The sequence below is a fragment of the Bradyrhizobium sp. CCBAU 51765 genome, from assembly GCF_015291725.1.
In the GTDB taxonomy this organism is placed as follows: domain Bacteria; phylum Pseudomonadota; class Alphaproteobacteria; order Rhizobiales; family Xanthobacteraceae; genus Bradyrhizobium; species Bradyrhizobium liaoningense.
Map to the genome: position 1 here is coordinate 1,843,779 of NZ_CP030038.1, position 18,248 is coordinate 1,862,026.

General features: G+C 64.5%; 17 protein-coding genes. 15 read left to right on the plus strand and 2 right to left on the minus strand.

The window, feature by feature from the left end; genetic code table 11:
- Nucleotides 1-22 precede the first annotated feature (22 nt).
- Both XH96_RS08650 and XH96_RS08655 read left to right on the plus strand, forming a co-directional pair.
- Entirely contained in the window at nucleotides 23-769 is a 747-nt protein-coding gene (locus XH96_RS08650) for an SDR family NAD(P)-dependent oxidoreductase (RefSeq protein WP_194392132.1), read from the plus strand.
- A gap of 40 nt (nucleotides 770-809) precedes the next feature.
- Nucleotides 810-1,028: a GNAT family N-acetyltransferase gene (locus XH96_RS08655; protein WP_194392133.1), complete on the plus strand. Its 219-nt coding sequence runs from the start codon at nucleotides 810-812 to the stop codon at nucleotides 1,026-1,028.
- A 615-nt stretch (nucleotides 1,029-1,643) separates the two neighbouring features.
- Here the strand turns inward: XH96_RS08655 and XH96_RS08660 are convergent.
- On the minus strand, nucleotides 1,644-3,434 hold the full coding sequence (locus XH96_RS08660) for a peptide ABC transporter substrate-binding protein (protein ID WP_194392134.1): 1,791 nt from the start codon (nucleotides 3,432-3,434) through the stop codon (nucleotides 1,644-1,646).
- Between the two features lie 456 nt (nucleotides 3,435-3,890).
- Here XH96_RS08660 and XH96_RS08665 point away from each other — a divergent pair, with 456 nt between their 5' ends.
- From XH96_RS08665 to XH96_RS08690, 6 genes are all read left to right on the plus strand, one after another.
- On the plus strand, nucleotides 3,891-4,673 hold the full coding sequence (locus XH96_RS08665; protein WP_194392135.1) for a MetQ/NlpA family ABC transporter substrate-binding protein: 783 nt from the start codon (nucleotides 3,891-3,893) through the stop codon (nucleotides 4,671-4,673).
- 170 nt (nucleotides 4,674-4,843) lie between these two features.
- Nucleotides 4,844-5,548, plus strand: coding sequence for an SDR family oxidoreductase (locus XH96_RS08670; protein ID WP_246790010.1), 705 nt, complete (start codon nucleotides 4,844-4,846; stop codon nucleotides 5,546-5,548).
- Nucleotides 5,549-5,576: 28 nt separating this feature from the next.
- Nucleotides 5,577-7,181, plus strand: a complete 1,605-nt coding sequence (locus XH96_RS08675) for an ABC transporter substrate-binding protein (RefSeq protein ID WP_194392137.1) — start codon at nucleotides 5,577-5,579, stop codon at nucleotides 7,179-7,181.
- An 18-nt stretch (nucleotides 7,182-7,199) separates the two neighbouring features.
- A complete protein-coding gene (locus XH96_RS08680; RefSeq protein WP_210337864.1) occupies nucleotides 7,200-8,180 on the plus strand; it encodes an ABC transporter permease in 981 nt (326 codons plus the stop codon).
- 2 nt (nucleotides 8,181-8,182) lie between these two features.
- Nucleotides 8,183-9,016, plus strand: a complete 834-nt coding sequence (locus XH96_RS08685; RefSeq protein WP_371740160.1) for an ABC transporter permease — start codon at nucleotides 8,183-8,185, stop codon at nucleotides 9,014-9,016.
- A 31-nt stretch (nucleotides 9,017-9,047) separates the two neighbouring features.
- A complete protein-coding gene (locus tag XH96_RS08690; RefSeq protein WP_194392139.1) occupies nucleotides 9,048-10,475 on the plus strand; it encodes an NAD(P)-binding domain-containing protein in 1,428 nt (475 codons plus the stop codon).
- Nucleotides 10,476-10,485: 10 nt separating this feature from the next.
- Here the strand turns inward: XH96_RS08690 and XH96_RS08695 are convergent, their stop codons facing one another.
- On the minus strand, nucleotides 10,486-10,995 hold the full coding sequence (locus XH96_RS08695; RefSeq protein ID WP_061026987.1) for an Lrp/AsnC family transcriptional regulator: 510 nt from the start codon (nucleotides 10,993-10,995) through the stop codon (nucleotides 10,486-10,488).
- A 190-nt stretch (nucleotides 10,996-11,185) separates the two neighbouring features.
- On the opposite strand from XH96_RS08695, the gene XH96_RS08700 reads away from it, so the two are divergent.
- From XH96_RS08700 to XH96_RS08730, 7 genes are all read left to right on the plus strand, one after another.
- Nucleotides 11,186-12,310, plus strand: a complete 1,125-nt coding sequence (locus tag XH96_RS08700; protein WP_194392140.1) for a PLP-dependent cysteine synthase family protein — start codon at nucleotides 11,186-11,188, stop codon at nucleotides 12,308-12,310.
- A 217-nt stretch (nucleotides 12,311-12,527) separates the two neighbouring features.
- Complete coding sequence (locus XH96_RS08705; protein WP_194392141.1) at nucleotides 12,528-14,186, plus strand: ABC transporter ATP-binding protein; 1,659 nt, start codon at nucleotides 12,528-12,530, stop codon at nucleotides 14,184-14,186.
- Between the two features lie 60 nt (nucleotides 14,187-14,246).
- Nucleotides 14,247-14,645, plus strand: a complete 399-nt coding sequence (locus tag XH96_RS08710; protein ID WP_194392142.1) for a carboxymuconolactone decarboxylase family protein — start codon at nucleotides 14,247-14,249, stop codon at nucleotides 14,643-14,645.
- Between the two features lie 52 nt (nucleotides 14,646-14,697).
- A complete protein-coding gene (locus XH96_RS08715; RefSeq protein WP_194392143.1) occupies nucleotides 14,698-15,732 on the plus strand; it encodes a putative FMN-dependent luciferase-like monooxygenase in 1,035 nt (344 codons plus the stop codon).
- Nucleotides 15,733-15,770: 38 nt separating this feature from the next.
- Nucleotides 15,771-16,388, plus strand: a complete 618-nt coding sequence (locus tag XH96_RS08720) for a CMD domain protein (RefSeq protein ID WP_194392144.1) — start codon at nucleotides 15,771-15,773, stop codon at nucleotides 16,386-16,388.
- Between the two features lie 10 nt (nucleotides 16,389-16,398).
- Complete coding sequence (locus tag XH96_RS08725) at nucleotides 16,399-16,983, plus strand: alkylhydroperoxidase domain protein (protein WP_194392145.1); 585 nt, start codon at nucleotides 16,399-16,401, stop codon at nucleotides 16,981-16,983.
- Between the two features lie 59 nt (nucleotides 16,984-17,042).
- Nucleotides 17,043-18,200: an ABC transporter substrate-binding protein gene (locus XH96_RS08730; RefSeq protein WP_194392146.1), complete on the plus strand. Its 1,158-nt coding sequence runs from the start codon at nucleotides 17,043-17,045 to the stop codon at nucleotides 18,198-18,200.
- Nucleotides 18,201-18,248 lie beyond the last annotated feature (48 nt).

The window sequence follows — 18,248 nt, forward strand, 5'->3', positions numbered from 1 at the left end:
GAACAACAGGGGAGAACGCAACATGGCCCGACATGCGATCGTGACGGGAGCAAGCCGCGGAATTGGCCGCGCGATAGCCATCGGCCTTGCAAGGCGCGGCTACGATCTCGCGCTGACCGACATCGCTGCTCAGGAGAAGGTCCTTCTCGAGACCGTTGCAGAGGTCAGGGAACTTGGCGGCCGATGCATCCCGGTGCTGGGCGATGTGAGCGATGCCGGCGATTGCAGGCGGACCGTGGCTGAAGCCGTCCGGGGACTTGGGCACATCGATGTCCTCGTCAACAATGCGGGGATTCTCAGGCTGGCGACCATCGACGAGCTGACGACCGACACGTGGGACCAGACGTTCGCCGTCAACACGCGCGGTGTGTTCCAGATGACCCAGGCCGTGGTGGCGCATATGAAAGAGCGCAAATACGGACGGATCGTCAACATCGCCTCGCTCGCCGCACGAACGGGCGGTCCTGGACAGTCCCACTACGCTGCGTCGAAGTCGGCGGTGGTCGGCTTCACGCGCGTCTCGTCCATGGAGTTCGGAGGCCACGGCATCACCGTGAATGCCGTATGTCCAGGCATCATCGTGACGGAGATGGGGCTCAACAATCTCCGTGATCCCGAACGAGTTGCCTATTTCGAGAAGGTCACCGACCTGCACCGGCTCGGACAACCGGAGGACGTCGTCGGTCCGGTAGCGTTCTTTGCGTCAGATGATTCCGCGTTCGTGACCGGCCAGGCCCTCAACGTGGACGGAGGCATCTTCTACAGCTAGCAGCCGGATCGTGCATCGGCTCCGTCGCCCATGACCTTGCATGCGCGTGGCGCCGGGACGGCGCTCACTGCGCTACGAGGCCAGCCCGTGGCAGCAGATGATCGCCGTCATCGGCAATAGCGAAAATGTCGGCTCGATCGCCCGCCACAGGAAGCTGAATTTCCAGCCGGTCGGGACTTCGTCCGCCGTCGGCTTCAAGCTGGGTCGTCGGGTCGATACGGTCCTGATGCAGAAGGCGCTCGGACCGGGATCCACGTAGCTTCCTGGCAGCTGTCCGTCCGTGTTCGGAGCGGACGGGCCTCAGGCAACCCGCTCGCCGCATCGGCATCGCGTCCACGCTTGCCCCCAGAATCGGTCGACTGACGTGTTGTCGAACGGCGTTGCGCGGAAGAGACTTGCCGCGTCTGCGATCAGACCGGGGTGGCGGTTCATCCGATGCGAAACCATCCCTTGGGATGGGATCTGAACTCGGAGTTCAGTACGGCTTCGTACTGACCGTCGCGAGCACGGCGAAAATGAGGTGGTACTTCCGAAGTTGGGGTAAGCCAAAGCGAATCGGTCAGTCTTGCGCGTAGACTTTGTCCTGGAAAAAGCCGCCGGGTTCCTCGCCCTGGCGGCTTTCGAAAGTCCGTAGCTGTCGATCGTCTCCGCAGCTCGTGCGTACCGCCGTTACCTTGTTTGCGGCCATGCCTGGTCTTTGTAGGGGAAGGCGCGTGCTTTTGCTGTGATCTGGAGCACACAATGGAAGGGATTCGGCCCATGTCGCCTTCCGGATCCCGGCGCTGCATCGCGACAAGCGCATTCACGCGCGTTCTCGATGCGCTATCTGCGCTGGAGCTTGTCCGGGACCCGAGAGATTTCGACGAACTCCCCCTCAGCTCCGATACCACGCCGCCAGGTTCCACGTGATGGTGTCCCAGCCCGAGATGTCGGTCATGAGGCTGTTGACGCTCGCGTTGACGATGTGGCGGGAAAGCAGCGGCAGGAACACATTGGCCCCGCAGAAGATCTCGTCGACCTTCATCAGCAGCGCGGCGCGCTTGACCGGGTCGAGCTCGCTCTGCGCGGCCTTGTAGGCCTTGTCGGCTTCGGGATCGGAATAGCGCGAGTTGTTGCGGCCGAGCCATTTGTTGTCCTTGGTGGCGATCTCCCAGGAGACGCACTGGTTCAGCAGGCGCTCCGGATCGGGCTGCGGCTGCGTCGTGTTGTACATCTCCATGTCGGCATAGAATTTCGAGTAGGTGTCGGGGTTGCCGACGTCGGAGGAGAAGAACACCGAGGCGGTGACCGCCTTGATCTCGATCTCGATGCCGGCCTTCTGGCAGGCCTGTTTGATGATGGCCTGCGTCTTCTGGCGCGGGGCGTTGGTCGAGGTCTGGAACACGTATTTGAGCTTCTTGCCGTCCTTCTCGCGGATGCCGTCCGCGCCCCTGGTCCAGCCGGCCTCGTCGAGGATCTTGTTGGCCTTGTCGATGTCGAACTCGTATTTCAGCTTCGGCGACTTGAACTGCCTGGGTGCGTTGACGAAGCTCGCGGTTGCGAGGGCGCCGCGCCCGTAGATGAATTTCTGAATCGAATCGCGGTCGATCAGGAGATTGATCGCCCGACGAACGGCGGGATCGGACAGCGTCGGGTGCTTGGTCTTGACGCTCGAACGCTCGCCGTCGACCTCGGTCCAGGGGTCCGTCGTGTTGAGGATGATGAACTCGACATTGCCGGAAGGCGTGATGTCGAGCTTGCCTTTGCCGCCCGCCTCCATGCGCTTGAGGACCTCCTCCTCCACCTGCATGTTCCAGGCAAAGTCGTATTCGCCGGTTTGCAGCACCGCGCGCGCCGCAGACACCGCGTCGCCGCCGCCCTTGACCTCGAGCGTATCGAAATGCGGCTGGTTCTTGACGTGATAGTCGGGATTGCGCTCGGCGCGGATCATGTCGCCCGGCTTGAACTCGACGAATTTGTACGGACCGGTGCCGACCGGCTTGAGATTGCCCGGAGCCTCGCGCGACTTGGCACCGACATAGTCGCCGAAATGATGCTTTGGCAGGATCTGGCCGACCGAGCCGCCGACGAACGGGTCGGCCCAGAACGGCGTCGGCGCCTTGAAAAGCACCTTGACGGCGTAGTCGTCGATCTTCTCGACCTTGATGTCCTTGTAGGAGCCCGTGGTGTAAGCCGCGGTCGCGAGGTCCGCGGCGTACTGCCAGGTGAAGACGACGTCGTCGGCGGTGAAGGGCTTGCCGTCGTGCCAGTTGACGCCCCGCTTCAGCTTCCAGATCACGCTCATGCCGTCCGCGGCAAGGCCGCCGTTCGCCTTGGTCGGCACTTCGGCGGCCAGGCAGGGAATGAGATTGCCGTCCTTGTCCCAGCCGGCGAGCGGCTCGAAGAAGATGCGCGTGGCGATCTGGTCCTTGGTGCCGATCGCGAAATGCGGATTGAGCAGGGTGGGCGCCTGCCAGAGCAGGATCTTGAGCGTGCCGCCGCCGCCGGCCTTGGTCGGCTTGTAGGCAAGCGTGGCGTCTGCCATCGCCACGTCGTGCCACACCAGGATCTGGCTTGCGACCGGCGCTACGATCCCGATCGCGGCGACCTTCTGGATGAACGAGCGTCGCGACAGCCTGCCTTGCTTCACCTCGGCGATCAAACCGCGGATCTCATTCTCGTTCATCGGACGACCTCCACCTGCACAAACCGTTTCCGGCAACCCATCATGTTTCATGATGGCCGGGGCGGCAATGCCGGCAAGGCGGGGATGCGACGAAATGACGATGTGGAGAGCGCCCCCGGTCGAGGCGCGGACCCGGATCGCCTGCCTGGGAGACCCAGGCGGCGATCCGGTGCGATCTAGGTGAACTTGGGGAAGTTCTAAGGCCGCACCGGAACGCTAACCCGGCAGGCGCAGATTCATCAAGTTTCGGAGTGTTGCGCTGGCGAAAGAATCATTGCCGCAGCCGGGAAATCGCCACAGATCAAAGACGCTCGGCATGATTTCTTTTCAGTTTGATGTCGAATGGAGAACGCGCGCCCGCCGGGGGCCTGCCAATATGGTTTTCCATTTCATTGATTTCGCGCGGCGGAGAAGCGAATACGGTTCCATGTTTGTCGCAGACCTACGGAGACCAAAATGTCGTTTCGCCTGCCTCTGATCCTCTCGGCCGTGCTCGCCGCATGGTCCTCCGCAGCCGGGGCCGAGACCATCAAGATCGGCGTGACGCCGGGGCCGCATGCGCAGATCCTCGAGGCCGTGAAGCCGATCGCCGCCAAGCGGGGACTCGATATTCAGATCCTCGAGTTCTCCGACTATGTGGTGCCAAACGCGGCGCTCGATTCCGGCGACATCCAGGCCAATTCGTTTCAGAATCAGCCTTACCTGGACAATCAGAAAGCCGACCGCGGCTACAAGATCGAGGCCGTCGGCCTGACCGTGAATTTCCCGATCGGCGTCTATTCGAAGAAGCATAAGGCCTTCGCCGACCTCCCCGAGGGCGGCAAGGTCTCGATCCCGAACGACCCGACCAATGGCGGCCGCGTGCTGCTGCTGCTGCGCGACAAGGGCGTGATCAAGCTGAAGGACGGTGTCGGCTTCAAGCCGACGGTGCTCGACATCACCGAGAATCCCAGGAAGCTGAAGTTCATCGAGGTGGACGCGGCGCAGGCGCCGCGCGCGCTCGACGACGTCGACGCCGCCGCGATCAACACCAATTACGCAACCCAGGCCGGCCTCGATCCGGTCAAGGATCCGATCCTGCGCGAGGATCCGAAGGGCCCCTACGTCAACCTGATCGCCGTCCGCACCGCCGACAAGGACAAGCCCTGGGTCAAGATCCTCGTGGACAGCTATCACACCCCGGAGGTCAAGGAGTTCGTGCTGACCAAGTTCAAGGGCGCCGTGCTGCCGAGCTGGTAGGGGGCAAACGGCGCGAAATCCGTCCCACTGAGATGAAACTTCGGTCAGTTCATTCGCTCTCCGGTCAAAAAGGCAAAAAAATTCCAATGCCATGATGCGATCATTTCATTCCGGAACAGGCCATTTGGGAGAGATTTGTGCCGGGTCAGGGATCGTATCGAACGGCTGTGGTGACGGGAGCATCGAGCGGCATCGGGGCCGCGACAGTCGAAAGGCTCGCCGCCGCCGGACTTGAGGTGCACGCCATCGCCCGGCGCATCGAGCGGCTGAAGGAACTGAGCGAACGCACGGGCTGCATCGCGCATGCGCTCGATATCACCGACGCCGAATCCTGCCGCAAGGCGATCGGTGACCTCGATGTCGATATCCTCGTCAACAATGCCGGCGCCTCGCACAATGCCCGGCTTTACGATTACCCCTTCGAGAAGATCGACCAGCTGATCGACCTGAATTTCCGTGCCGTGGCGCACCTGACGCGCGGCGTTCTGCCGGGCATGATGAGCCGCAACAAAGGGCACGTCGTCATCGTCAGCTCGATGGCGGGCCATTATCCGATGCTCGGCTCGGCGATGTACTCCGCGACCAAGGCGGCGGTGTCGCAATTCCTCGACGTGATGCGGCTCGACACCAACGGGTCGCGCATTCGCTGGACCGAGATCGTGCCGGGCCGGGTGGCGACGGAGGCCTTCGCGGTGTCGAGCGGCGACGCCAAACTCGCCAAGGAAAAGTTTCTCGACGGTAAGGAGCCGCTGCAGCCGGCGGACATGGCCGACATGATCATGTTCGCCTTGTCGGCCCCGCCACATGTCAACATCAGCCGCATCGATGCCTATCCGACCCGTCAGGCATCAGGCGGATTTGTCTACTCCGAATGACGAAATTCAACGCGAGAAGGTTTTGCTGATGTCGTTCACCAGACGGAATGTGGTTGCCGGTTTTGCTGCGGCCGGACTTGCGGGCGTCGCGATGCCCGCCGTCGTATCTCGCGCGTACGCCGCCACCCCGAAGAAAGGCGGCCTGCTCAGGATGTGGATCGCCGAGCCGGTGATGCTGACCGGCGCCTTCAACTCGACCGGACAGATCTACGAAATCTCCGGCAAGCTGTTCGACGGGCTCGCGCGCTACGATTTCGACCTCAATCCGAAACCGCAGCTCGCACTGTCCTGGGATATCTCCGCCGACGGCAAGTCGATCACGTTCAAGCTCAGGCCCGGCGTGAAGTGGCACGATGGCAAGCCGTTCACGGCGTCCGACGTCCAGTTCTCGGCGCTGAAAGTCTGGAAGGAGCTGCATCCGCGCGGACGCTCGACCTACCGCTATCTGGCCGACGTCGAGGTGCCTGACGCGCTGACGGCGATCTTCAAGTTCGAGCGCCCCTCTCCCTATGTCATGAACTCTCTCGCCTCCGTGGAATCCCAGATCCTGCCGCGGCATCTCTACGAGGGCACGGATATCCTCACCAATCCCGCGAATTTGAAGCCGATCGGCACCGGTCCCTTCAAGTTCAAGGAGTGGCAGCGCGGTCAGTACATCATCTTCGAGCGAAATCCGGACTATTGGGATGCGCCGAAGCCTTATCTCGACGGTGTGGTGATGGTGATCATACCGGACGCGGCGTCTCGTGCGGTCGCGCTGGAGGCGGGCGAGCTCGACGTTGCCGGCGCAATCCCGGTGCCGCTGGCCGATGCGCACCGGCTTGCGGGCCTGCCGACGCTCGAAATCCCGGTGCAAGGCAGCGAGGCGCTGGCGTTCCAGGCCTTCATGGAGCTCAATTTGCGGCGTCCCTATTTCCAGGACGTTCGCGTGCGCCGGGCGATGTACCACGCGATCGATCGCAACTTCGTTCGCAAGAGCATCTATTTCGACTTCGCCAAGGCGGCCACGGGGCCGATCTCCTACGAGAACGCAAAGTTCTATACGGCCGATGTCCCTCAGTATGAGTTCAGCATCGCCAAGGCCAATGCGCTGCTCGACGAGGCCGGCATGAAGCGTCAGGGCGACGGGCTGCGCTTCAAGATCACCCATGATCCTCTGCCGGCTGGTGACCACTTCTCGCGCACGGGCGACTATTTCAAGCAGCAGATGGCGCAGCTCGGCATCGCCGTCGACATCAGGAACCAGGACTTCCCGACCTATTACCGCCGCGTCTACAAGGACTATGATTTCGACACCACCTCGACAGGCGCATTCGGGCTGACCGACCCGACCGTGGGGATCCAACGCTTCTACTGGTCCAAGAACATCGTGCCCGGCGTCGCCTTCTCCAACGGCAGCGGCTACAACAGCGCGGAGGCCGACAAGGCGCTGGAAGACGCCCAGACCGAGGTCGATCCGACCAAGCGCGCCGGTCTGTTCCGCGATTTCCAGAAGATCGTCATGACGGACCTTCCGTTGTTTCCGATCGCCGACGCGCGTTACATCACGATCAAGAGCAAGACGGTCATGAATATCGAGGTCGATCCGCTCGGCGCTCACGGCAGTTTCGCCGAGGCCTATCTCGCCCGCTAGCAAGGACGCAAGACGCCATTGTCCCGCTACGCCATATTTTTGCTCCGTCGGCTCGCACAGGCCTGCATCATCGTCGTGGGCATCGTCTGCGTGAATTTCGCGGTGGTTCACCTCGCGCCAGGCGATCTCGCCGAGGTGATGGCCGGGCAGGGCGGCGGCGGCGATGCCGGCTACGTCGCGCTGCTGCGCGAGCGGTTCGGTCTCGACCAGCCGCTGTGGGTGCAGTTCCAGCGCTACGCCCTCAACCTGCTGCGTCTCGATCTCGGCTACTCCTTCAAGGACAACATGCCGGTCGCCACCCTGATTGCCGACAAGCTGGCGGCAACCGCGATCCTGATGATTGCCTCGCTTGGGACTGCGTTTCTGCTCGGGATTGGCCTCGGCACGCTCGCGGCTGTCCGGCACAACTCGCTGTCCGACGTCGTCATCTCGCTCCTGGCGCTGATCGGCTACGCCACGCCGCTGTTCTGGCTTGGTCTGCTTCTCATTCTACTGTTTACGGTCAAGCTCGGCTGGCTGCCGTCGAGTGGTATGCGCACGATCGGCGTGCCGGTTTCCGGCCTCGCCGGCGTCCTCGACGTCGCCCGCCACGCCGTGATGCCGGTGCTGACGCTCACGGTATTCTACATGGCCGTGTTCATCCGCCTGATGCGCGCCTCCGTGCTGAACGTAGCTTCGCTCGATTTCGTTCGTACTGCCTACGCCAAGGGCATGAGCCGGCGGCAGGCCTACACGAACCATGTCGTCGGCAACGCGTTGCTGCCGATGATCACCATGCTCGGTGTCAACGCCGGCGGCATCCTTGGCGGCTCCGTCGTGGTCGAGACCGTGTTCGGCTGGCCCGGCCTCGGCCGGCTGACGTTCGATGCGATCTTCGCCCGCGACGTCAACCTCCTGCTCGGCATCCTGTTCTGTTCGTCGCTGCTGGTGGTGATCACCAATCTCGTCACCGATCTCTTTTCGGCCTGGATCGATCCCCGCATCGAGGTGTCCGCATGACCTTGCGTGCATTCCGGCAGACGCCGTGGGGGCGGCCGCAGGTCTTGGTCGGTTGCGCCATCCTGCTCGCGATTCTGGCAGCGGCGCTGTTCGCGCCGCTACTGTTCCCCGAGGGACCATGGCCCGCGGTCGGCACGCCCTATACGCCGCCGTTCCAGAGCACGGCGACGCCTCTGGGCACCGACACGCTCGGGCGCGACGTGGTCGCCGGCCTGCTCTACGGCGCGCGCGTGTCCTTGATCGTCGCGGTCGCCGCGACCGCCGCCGCGATCGCGGTGGGTATCCTGATCGGCGCCATCGCCGGCTATGTGCAGGGCTGGGTCGACGATTTCCTGATGCGCATCACCGAGATTTTCCAGACCCCGCCGAACTTCATCTTCGTGATCGCGCTCGTGGTGATCCTCAAGCCCTCGATCGGCGCCATCATCGGCGCCATTGCGGTAGTGTCATGGCCGCCAATCGCGCGTCTGGTGCGTGCCGAGTTCATGTCGCTGCGCAACCGCGAATTCGTGTTGTCCTGCCGCCTCGTCGGCGTGCCGCCGGCTAAGATCATCTTCGCCGAGATCCTGCCGAACTGCCTGTCGCCGGTGATCGTCACGAGCTCGATCATGGTGGCCACCGCCGTGCTGCTGGAAGCGGGGCTGTCATTTCTCGGGCTCGGCGATCCAAACGTGATCTCGTGGGGCGGCATGGTCGCCATCGGCCGGCCGGCGCTGCGCAGTGCGCCTTATCTCTCGGTCTTTCCGGGGATCGCGATCTTCGTGACTGTCATCGCCATCAATCTCGTCGGCGAGGCGCTCAATGAAACCTTCGATCCAAGGCGCAGGCGCCGTTGATCGAAACTCCATCCGAAAAGACGGCATCGACATGAACAGCTCCCTGAAGGCTCTGGAAGACAGGCTCAGCCACGAGATGAAGCTGTTTTCCTACCCGGCGCGCGCTTGGCCGTTGAAGCACCAGGCCGAGGACGGTACCTCTATGGTCGACGTTCTCGTCGTCGGCGCCGGGCAGGCGGGCATCGCGGCGGCTTTCGGGCTGCTGCGCGAGCAGATCACCAACGTCCTGCTGGTCGACCGCTGCGATCCCGGCCAAGAGGGGCCCTGGGTCACCTGGGCGCGGATGCGGACGCTGCGCACCGTCAAGGAACTGACCGGGCCGGACAACGGCTTGCCCGCGGCCGCATTCCGTTCGTGGTACGAAGCGCGCAAGGGTGCCGGGGCGTGGGACGAACTGGTGCGCATCCCGAAGGAAGAGTGGATGGAATATCTGCTCTGGCTTCGCGACTATCTCGCGTTGCCGGTCGAGAACAACACCAGCGTCGAGCGGATCGAATATGCGGGTGAGGCCTTGCGCGTGACGCTGGAGACGCCGCGCGGCTCGCGCGTCGTGGTGGCGCGCAAGGTGGTGGTCGCTACTGGCATCAATGGTGCCGGCGGCCCCAACATCCCGGCTTTCGCGCACTGCGCGCCCCGGCATCTATGGGCGCACAGTTCCGAGCCGGTCGATTTTGCGGCGTTGAAGGGCAAGCGAGTTGCCGTGCTCGGCGCCGGCGCCTCGGCGTTCGACAACACCGCCACTGCACTGGAGGCCGGCGCGCGCGAAGTCCGGCATTCGGTGCGGCGGCCGCGCCTGCCGGAGGTGAGCGCACTGCGCTATCTTGAATTCGCCGGCTTCTTCCGCAACTTCCGCATGCTCGACGATGCGCGCAAGCTGCGGTTCATGCGCCGCTATTTCGCGCTGCCGACCCCGCCGCCTGCCGATACGCTGGAGCGCTGCCGCGCCCACGCCAATCTTGACCTGAGGCTCTCGGACGGCTGGACCGCGATGCAGGCGGCCGGCGATGGACTTGCGATCACCACGCCGAACGGTACCTTCGAGGCCGACTTCGCCATCCTCGGCACCGGCTTCAAGGTCGACCTTGCCAACGTGCCCTATCTGGCGCCCCTCGTTCCGGACATGCTGTTCTGGAGGGATCGCTTCACGCCGGGCTCCGACAGGGTCGACACCCACATCGCAAGCTATCCGTACCTGACGCCGGGCATCCAGACTGTGGGACGAACCCCGGAGGCGGACCGGGTCTTGCGCAATCTGCATCTGCTCAACGGTGCCGGCCTCATGAGCGAGGGGCCGATCTGCACCGGCATCAACGGCATGCCCTGGGGCGTCTCGGCGCTGGTGCAGGCGATCTCGCGCGATCTGTTCCAGGCCGACGCGGACGTCTTCTACGAACAGTTCGCCGCCTACGACGTGTCGGATCCGAACGAAGGCTACAAGCCAGCCGCCGTCGCGCGCTGAAGCGGCGAACTCACATCGCCGCCGAGTGCCGCGACGAGCCCTCGCGGCCGCGGCCGGTCGAGGCATACATCAGCGGCAGTTCGGTCGTGGACTTGATCTGTTCCATCGCGAACATCGACGAGACATCGTGCAGATCGATTTTCGCGATCAACCGCTGATAGAGGTCGTCATAAGCGGCAATGTCCGGCACGACTGCGCGGATCAGATAGTCGACGTCGCCGCTGAGCCTGAAGAAGTCGACCACTTCCGGAAAGCTGATCACGGTCTTCTTGAAGCGCGCCGCCCATTCGGCGTTGTGCTGGTTGGTCCTGACCGCGATGAAGACGCTGACACCGAGATTGAGCTTGTCGGCGTCGAGCAAAGCAACGCGGCGGCGGATGTAGCCCGTACTTTCCAGCTTCTGGATGCGGCGCCAACATGGCGTCGAGCTCAGTCCGACCCGGTCTCCGACCTCCTGCACGGACAGGCTGCTGTCCACCTGGAGCGTCGCCAGTATCTTGCGATCGAGTTCGTCGAGCATGCGGTCTCCGAATGCAGCGAAGAGAGTGGAAGTTTCGTGTTGCCGAGCTCTATTCCACGACAATGCTATTGCTGGATATCCGCGTTTGCGAGCAAAAAAATTCGTCACGCTGCTGTCAAAGGCGGCAGGAAGCAAGCAAACTGCGGCCCGGCTTCGCTACGCTCGCGACATCGCTGGAAGAGTTTCGCCGATGACGCCGCCTTGTCGTGAATGGGTCAATGCCTCGATACGCCGCATCGAGATGGAACGAACGCGCTGCGCCGAGACGCATCTGCTCAAGGTCGAGCTGCCCAGCATGCCCGGGCTGACGTTGTATCTGAAGGACGAGACGACGCATCTGACCGGCAGCCTCAAGCATCGCCTCGCGCGTTCGCTGTTCCTCTATGCGCTCTGCAACGGGCGCATCGGCCCGAACTCGACGGTGGTCGAGGCCTCCAGCGGCTCGACGGCCGTGTCCGAAGCCTATTTCGCGCGCCTCCTCGGCCTGCGCTTCGTGGCGGTGATGCCGAGGACGACGACGGCGGAGAAGCAGGCCGAGATCGTCGGGAACGGCGGAGAGGTCCATCTCGTTGACGAGCCCGGCGAGATCTACGCCGCTGCCATCCGCATCGCCGATGAGACCGGCGGCTGCTATCTCGACCAGTTCACCTTTGCCGAGCGCGCGGTCGACTGGCGGGTCGACAACATCGCCCAGTCGATCTTCCATCAGATGTCCGAGGAAGAGCACCGTGTTCCGGCCTGGGTTGTGTGCGGCGCCGGCACCGGCGGCACGGCCGCGACGATCGGCCGCTACATCCGCTATCGCGGTCTCACCACGCGGCTCTGCCTCGCGGATCCCGTGGAATCGGTCTACCATCGACATATGGCCGACCGGAACGTGCGGACGTGGCGGGGCCGTTCGGTGATCGAGGGCATCGGCCGTCCGCAGGTCGAAGCATCCTTTGTCGCGGACCTGATCGAGCGCACCATCGCGGTGCCGGATGCGGCGAGCATCGCCGCGGCGCGCGTGATGTCCCGGTTCATCGGAAGGTCCTGCGGCGGATCGACTGGCACCAACCTCTGGGCATCACTGCTGATCATGCAGGAGATGGCCGCGGCCGGCGAGCGCGGCGCGCTCGTTACGATCCTGTGCGATTCCGGCGAGCGGTATCGCAGCACGCTGTTCGAGGATACCTGGCTTGCGAAACGCAAACTGTCTTGCGCGCCCTATCAACGCCAGCTCGAAGCCATGCTTGCCGTGCCAGACGTGTCGTCGGATCCGGCGCGCCCGGAGCCGATTCAAGCGCCGCCGCCGCGCGCCCGTGTCGGAGGTTGATTGCTTCCATGCGCAGCGCCATGCAGGGAATGGATTTTCCGATCTCAGCCGCACGGCGCGTGTTCCGGCCTCCGGCTTGCGAAGGGCCGAATAACGACGTAGCAGCCTTGCACGATGCCGCCTTGTGCAGGGCGGAAGCTATGGACATCATCGGACCCGGGCCGGCTGGAGATCATCAAAGGCCAATGACGTTCGCGGGGTTTGGGGCGTGAGTGCGATGGGCTTGCCAGTCAGTGCGGAGCGCGATGCGACGCTGCTCCAGCTCGACGACCTCGCGGTGAGCCTTCCGCCCGGGGCCGATCGCGCGTTCGCCGCCGAGTGCGTGTCGCTCAACGTGAAGCCCGGCGAGGTCGTCTGCGTCGTCGGCGAGAGCGGCTCCGGCAAGTCGATGACGGCAAGCGCCGTGATGCGCCTGCTGCCGCCTTCGACTTCCATTGCGCGCGGCCGCGTCCTGTTCGAAGGGCAGGATCTCGCCTCCCTGCCGGAAAACGCAATGCGCCGGATCCGCGGCGCGCGCATCGGCATGATCTTCCAGGACCCGATGACGACGCTCAATCCGATCAAGCGGATCGGACGGCAGATCGCCGAAGTGTTTGAGCTTCACACCGATCTCGGCCGCGAGCAGATCGGCGCTCGCGTCCTTGCGCTGCTCGAGAGCGTTCACATCCGCGATCCCGAGCGCGTCATGCGGTCCTACCCCCACCAGATCTCCGGCGGGCAGCGTCAGCGCGCGATGATCGCGATGGCGCTGGCGCTCAAGCCGCGCCTGCTCATCGCCGACGAGCCGACCACCGCGCTCGACGTCACCACGCAGGCGCAGATCCTCGCCCTGATCCGCGAGCTTCAGGCCAGGACCGGCACGGGCGTGCTCTTCATCACCCACGATTTCGGCGTCGTCGCCGACATCGCCGATCGGGTCGCGGTGATGCAGTCGGGTCGCATCGTCGAGCAGGGCACGGCGCAGCAGGTGCTTGGTGCGCCGAAGCATCCCTATACCCGCCGGCTGATCGCCGCGGTCCCGAAGCTGATCGCGCCGCCGCCGCGTCCGCAGGCTCAGGACAAGGTGCTGGTGCTCGACAAGGTCTCGAAGGCCTACGCCTCGCCGGGCCTGTTCGGCTTCGGCAAGCGGCACACGCTGGCCGTCAACGAGGTGAGTCTGGAATTGCCGCGCGGCGCCACGATTGGCATTGTCGGCGAAAGCGGATCGGGCAAGTCGACGCTGGCACGCTGCATCGTCCGCCTGCTCGAACCCGACGCCGGCAAGATCTGGCTGGACGGCATCGATTACGGCGCGCTCAAGCCGCGCGAATTGCGTAAGCGTTCGAAGGCCATGCAGATGGTCTTCCAGGATCCCTTCGCCTCGCTCAATCCGCGGCGTCGGGCGCGCGATCTGGTGGCCCAGGGCCTGCTTGAGCTCGGTGTTTCACGCGGCACCGCTTACGCGCGGGCGGCCGAGCTGTTCACCATGGTCGGTCTCGATCCGGCCGCGCTGGAGCGCTATCCGCATGAGTTCTCAGGCGGCCAGCGCCAGCGTATCGGCCTTGCACGTGCGCTGGCGCTCGAACCAAAAGTGCTTGTCGCCGACGAGCCTGTCTCCGCGCTCGATGTCATCGTGCAAGCCCAGGTGCTGGATCTGCTCGCCGAACTGCGTCAGCGGCTCGGCATTTCGTTGGTGTTCATCACCCATGATCTGCGCGTCACCGCGCAAATCTGCGACTTCGTCGCGGTGATGCAGAACGGGCGGATCGTCGAGCAGGGGCCGACGGCATCCGTGTTCGCCGGGCCCGAGCATTCCTATACGCAATTGCTGCTCGGCTCGATCCCGGGGCAGCGCTGGGTGGCGCCTTCCGCATATGTGGCGGTCGGCAATGCATAGGCAGTCCGGGACGACGATGCGAGTTTGCGCAACGCAGAGTGTCGCAAGGAGATGGACGAGATGACATCGGCTCATTTTGACGAGGGCATGGCGCTGAAACGCAAGGTGCTCGGCGACGACTATGTCGACCGTGCCTGGTCGGAAGCGCAGAACGACGATTTCGCGATGGCCATGCAGGAGGTCATGACCGAGGCCGGATGGGGCACGGTGTGGAAGCGTCCGGGCATCGACATCAAGGCGCGTCTGATGATGAATCTTGCGATGTTGACGGCGCTCAACCGGCCCTACGAGCTCGCGATCCACCTGCGCGGAGCGATACGCAACGGCTTTACGCGGGAGGAAATCCGGGAAATCCTGATCCACACCGGGCCCTATTGCGGCTGGCCGGCGACGCTGGACGCAGTCCGTGTGGCACGGCGCGTCTTTGCGGAAACGGAGACCGGGGGCAAGGCTGAGTGATGTCACGGCAGAAGACTGGACTCCGGAGGCTCGTGAGCGAACGATGATCGGCATGACACGGTCGGCAAAGCCGAAGAGACTTGGATTTTTCACGCGGCTGCTCGACGACGCGCCGGCGGCGGACCGCTATCGCTTCGCGGCCGAGCAGATCGTGCACGCCGAGAAGGCCGGGCTCGATTCCGCATGGATCGCGCAGCATCATTTCCACGAGCGCGAGGGTGGCCTGCCATCGCCCTTCACGTTCCTCGGCTACGTCGCCGCGCAGACCTCGCGCATCCGCCTCGGCACCGGCATCGTCACGCTGCCGCTTGAGAATGCGGTCAGGGTTGCGGAGAACGCCGCGGTGCTCGATCTGCTCTGCAACGGCCGCTTCGAGCTCGGCGTCGGCACCGGCGGCAATCCCTCGGCCTTTGTCGCTTTCGGCCTCGACAGCGCGCAGCGCAACGAGATCTTTGCGCGCAATCTCGAAATCGTTCGCACGGCCTTGGTCGGCAAGCCACTCGACGGCGGCGACACGCTCTATCCGCTGCGGCCACAACTGGACAAGCGCATCTGGCAGGCGACATTCTCGGTCGCGGGCGGCGCCCGGGCCGGCAAGGCCGGTGATGGCCTGTTGCTGTCGCGCACCCAGCCGCGGGCCAAGGAGGTGCCGAAAGCCACGCTCGCCGAGATCCAGAACCCGATCATCGATGCCTATCTCGCAGCGCTGCCGCCGGGATGCGAGCCCCGCATCATGGCCTCGCGCAGCGTCTTCGTCGCCGACGACCATCGCGAGGCGATGCGCCTCGCAGACATCGGGTTGCGGCGCGCGCTGCCGCAGTTCCTCAAGGGAGGCCACGCCATGCCGGGCGGGACGCTGGAGGAGATGATCACCGCGTTCGACACCCATGTCGGCGCCGCCGACGAGGTGATCGCCTCGCTCCGCAGCGATGCCACGCTCGAGCGGGTGACCGATCTCGTCTTCCAGGTGCACTCGGTCGATGCGCCGCATCCTTATGTGCTGCGATCGATAGAGCTCGTCGCCGACAAGGTCGCGCCGGCGCTGGGCTGGACCCGGACGGCGCCCGAAGTGGCGCTGGCGGGCTAACCGGAATGAAACATGTTCGCGCTGCACGAGGCTGACTGATGGGTACACTGGACATCATCGACACGCTTGCCGGGATCGAGCCGGGATCGGCTCTCGACGCCATCCGCGCGCGTCGTCCGCAGGCGCGCGAGAACGCGCAGAAGAGCTATCTCGCCCTGTTCGATCCGGTCGATTCGAGCGAGGTCTCGCTTTCCGAGCGCGCGGCAGTCGCGGCCTTCGTGACCGGGCTTCATGGCGAGTCCCCCGTCGTCGCCTTCTATCGCGAGAAGCTTGCCACGAGCGCGGATGGGGCGCCCCTGCTCGAAGCGATCAAGGGCGAGATCGCGCGCGGCAGGACGTCCGGGCCGTACGGCGCCTATCCGGCCGGTCCGTTGTCGATCGAGGACAAGGCCGGGCTGATCTATCGGGTCAGCGCGGAGCGCAGGCCCGTCCTCGGCGCGAAGCTGGTCGCGGCGCTTGAGCACGCGCATCTCCTGGTGTTTCGCCCACGTGACGCGTCGTCCGCCGACATGAAGGCTTTGCTGGCCGCCGGCTGGTCGGCCACCGGCATCGTGACCTTTTCCCAACTCGTCGCGTTCCTGTCGTTCCAGGTGCGCGTCGTCACCGGCCTGCGCGTGCTCGGAGCCTCGCTCGGGCGCACCGCGGCCGGCGCGTAAGGAGGCCATCATGAGCGCTGCAAACCCTATCAACCCGCCGGTTGTCTTCACTCAGGACGAGCTCGGCTGGGTCTCGTGGATCGATCCGCTGCCCGAGACCGAGCTGACCGAACGGCACTTCGCCGGTCTGGTCGACCGCGCCCGCGCCAAGTCGGAATATTTCCGGCTCCTGGTGCGCGATCCCGAGGTGCTGGAAGCCCGCACCAGGACCGACAAGGACATCTTCTACAATGTGGCCGATGGCCTGCCGCGCGCCGAGCGCGAGCTCGCGGCGGCTGCAACCTCGCGTTACAACGGCTGCATCTACTGCGCCTCCGTGCATGCGCGGTTCGCGAGCACCTATTCCAAGCGCCGCGACGACGTGCAGCGCCTGCTCGACGAAGGTATCAAGGCCGATCTCGGCGAACGCTGGAATGCCGTGGTCAAGGCGTCCGTGGCATTGGCCGCGACGCCGATCGCGTTCGGTCCCGACAATATCGAGGAGCTGCGCCGTGCGGGCCTCGACGATGCCGAGATCGTCGACGTCATCAACGGCGCCTCGTTCTTCAACTGGGCGAACCGGCTGATGCTGTCGCTCGGCGAGCCCTCGAAATAGGCAATCTCACCGGCACGAGAATTGCTACTGTTTCCAACGTTGAATGGATGGAGCCGTGCATGAGCAACATCGATCGCCGTACCCTGGTCAGGGGCTCACTCGCCGCCATGATGGCGGGGGCGGCGTTTTCGCGCGCCGCCCTTGCGCAATCCGCCGAACCGATCCTGCTCGGCGTCAGCGGTCCCTTGACCGGGCCGAACGCGCAATATGGCGCCCAGTGGAAGCAGGGCTTTGATCTCGCGCTCGACGAGATTCACGCCGCCGGCGGCATCAACGGGCGAAAGCTCGCCTACCAGTTCGAAGACAGCCAGAGCGATCCGCGCCAGTCGGTGGCGATCGCCCAGAAATTCGTCTCCGATCCCCGCATCGTCATGGAACTCGGCGATTTCTCCAGTCCCGCCTCGATGGCGGCCTCGCCGATCTATCAGCGCGGCGGCCTCGTGCAGTTCGGCTTCACCAACTCGCACCCCGATTTCACCAAGGGCGGCGACTTCATGTGGAGCACGTCCGTCAGCCAGGCCGACGAGCAGCCGCTGCTGGCGTCCTATGCCGTCAGGCGCCTCGGCCTGAAGAAGCTCGCGGTGCTGCACCTCAACACCGACTGGGGCCGCACCAGCCGCGACCATTTCGTCAAGGCGGCGAAGGAGTACGGTGCCGAGATCGCGGTGACCGAGGGCTACATTGCGGAGGAGCGCGATTTCCGCTCGACGCTGGTGCGTGTGCGCGACGCCAGTCCGGACGGGCTGATCCTGATCTCCTATTATTCCGACGGCGCGCTGATCGCCCGCCAGGCCCGCCAGGTCGGCCTGAAGCAGACGATCTGCGCGGCAAGCTCGGTGTACTCGCCGAAATTCCTGGAGCTCGGCGGTGAAGCGGTCGAGCACGTGCATCTCGGCACGCGTTATTTCCCCGAGGATCCGCGGCCCGAGGTGAAGAAGTTCATCGCGGGCTTCAAGGTCAAGTACAACGGACAGGAGCCCGACGCCTTCAACGCTTATTCCTATGACGCGATGAACATGGCCGCTGCCGTGGTGAAGATCGGCGGCACCGACCGCCGGGCCATCCGCGACGCCTTCGCCAAGGTGAAGGATGTCTCCAGCGTCATCTACGGCCAGGCGACGTTCGACGTCGAGAGCCGCCGCGTCAAGGGCGCCATGAACGCCGAGCTCGTCGTGCGCAAGGGCCAGTTCGCACTCTGGGATGGCAAACCGACCTGACGTGATGGCTGGAGCGGGCGCTCCGGCCGTGCTTCTCTTTTCGCGGGG

What these genes read in the sequence shown, in the direction of transcription:
- XH96_RS08715 (WP_194392143.1), top strand. Translation starts at nt 14,698, where the DNA reads ATGACACGGTCGGCAAAGCCGAAGAGACTTGGATTTTTCACGCGGCTG.
- XH96_RS08710 (WP_194392142.1), top strand. Translation starts at nt 14,247, where the DNA reads ATGACATCGGCTCATTTTGACGAGGGCATGGCGCTGAAACGCAAGGTG.
- XH96_RS08730 (WP_194392146.1), top strand. Translation starts at nt 17,043, where the DNA reads ATGAGCAACATCGATCGCCGTACCCTGGTCAGGGGCTCACTCGCCGCC.
- XH96_RS08700 (WP_194392140.1), top strand. Translation starts at nt 11,186, where the DNA reads ATGACGCCGCCTTGTCGTGAATGGGTCAATGCCTCGATACGCCGCATC.
- XH96_RS08690 (WP_194392139.1), top strand. Translation starts at nt 9,048, where the DNA reads ATGAACAGCTCCCTGAAGGCTCTGGAAGACAGGCTCAGCCACGAGATG.
- XH96_RS08720 (WP_194392144.1), top strand. Translation starts at nt 15,771, where the DNA reads ATGGGTACACTGGACATCATCGACACGCTTGCCGGGATCGAGCCGGGA.
- XH96_RS08675 (WP_194392137.1), top strand. Translation starts at nt 5,577, where the DNA reads ATGTCGTTCACCAGACGGAATGTGGTTGCCGGTTTTGCTGCGGCCGGA.
- XH96_RS08665 (WP_194392135.1), top strand. Translation starts at nt 3,891, where the DNA reads ATGTCGTTTCGCCTGCCTCTGATCCTCTCGGCCGTGCTCGCCGCATGG.
- XH96_RS08660 (WP_194392134.1), bottom strand. Translation starts at nt 3,434, where the DNA reads ATGAACGAGAATGAGATCCGCGGTTTGATCGCCGAGGTGAAGCAAGGC.
- XH96_RS08695 (WP_061026987.1), bottom strand. Translation starts at nt 10,995, where the DNA reads ATGCTCGACGAACTCGATCGCAAGATACTGGCGACGCTCCAGGTGGAC.
- XH96_RS08725 (WP_194392145.1), top strand. Translation starts at nt 16,399, where the DNA reads ATGAGCGCTGCAAACCCTATCAACCCGCCGGTTGTCTTCACTCAGGAC.
- XH96_RS08705 (WP_194392141.1), top strand. Translation starts at nt 12,528, where the DNA reads ATGGGCTTGCCAGTCAGTGCGGAGCGCGATGCGACGCTGCTCCAGCTC.
- XH96_RS08655 (WP_194392133.1), top strand. Translation starts at nt 810, where the DNA reads ATGCGCGTGGCGCCGGGACGGCGCTCACTGCGCTACGAGGCCAGCCCG.
- XH96_RS08650 (WP_194392132.1), top strand. Translation starts at nt 23, where the DNA reads ATGGCCCGACATGCGATCGTGACGGGAGCAAGCCGCGGAATTGGCCGC.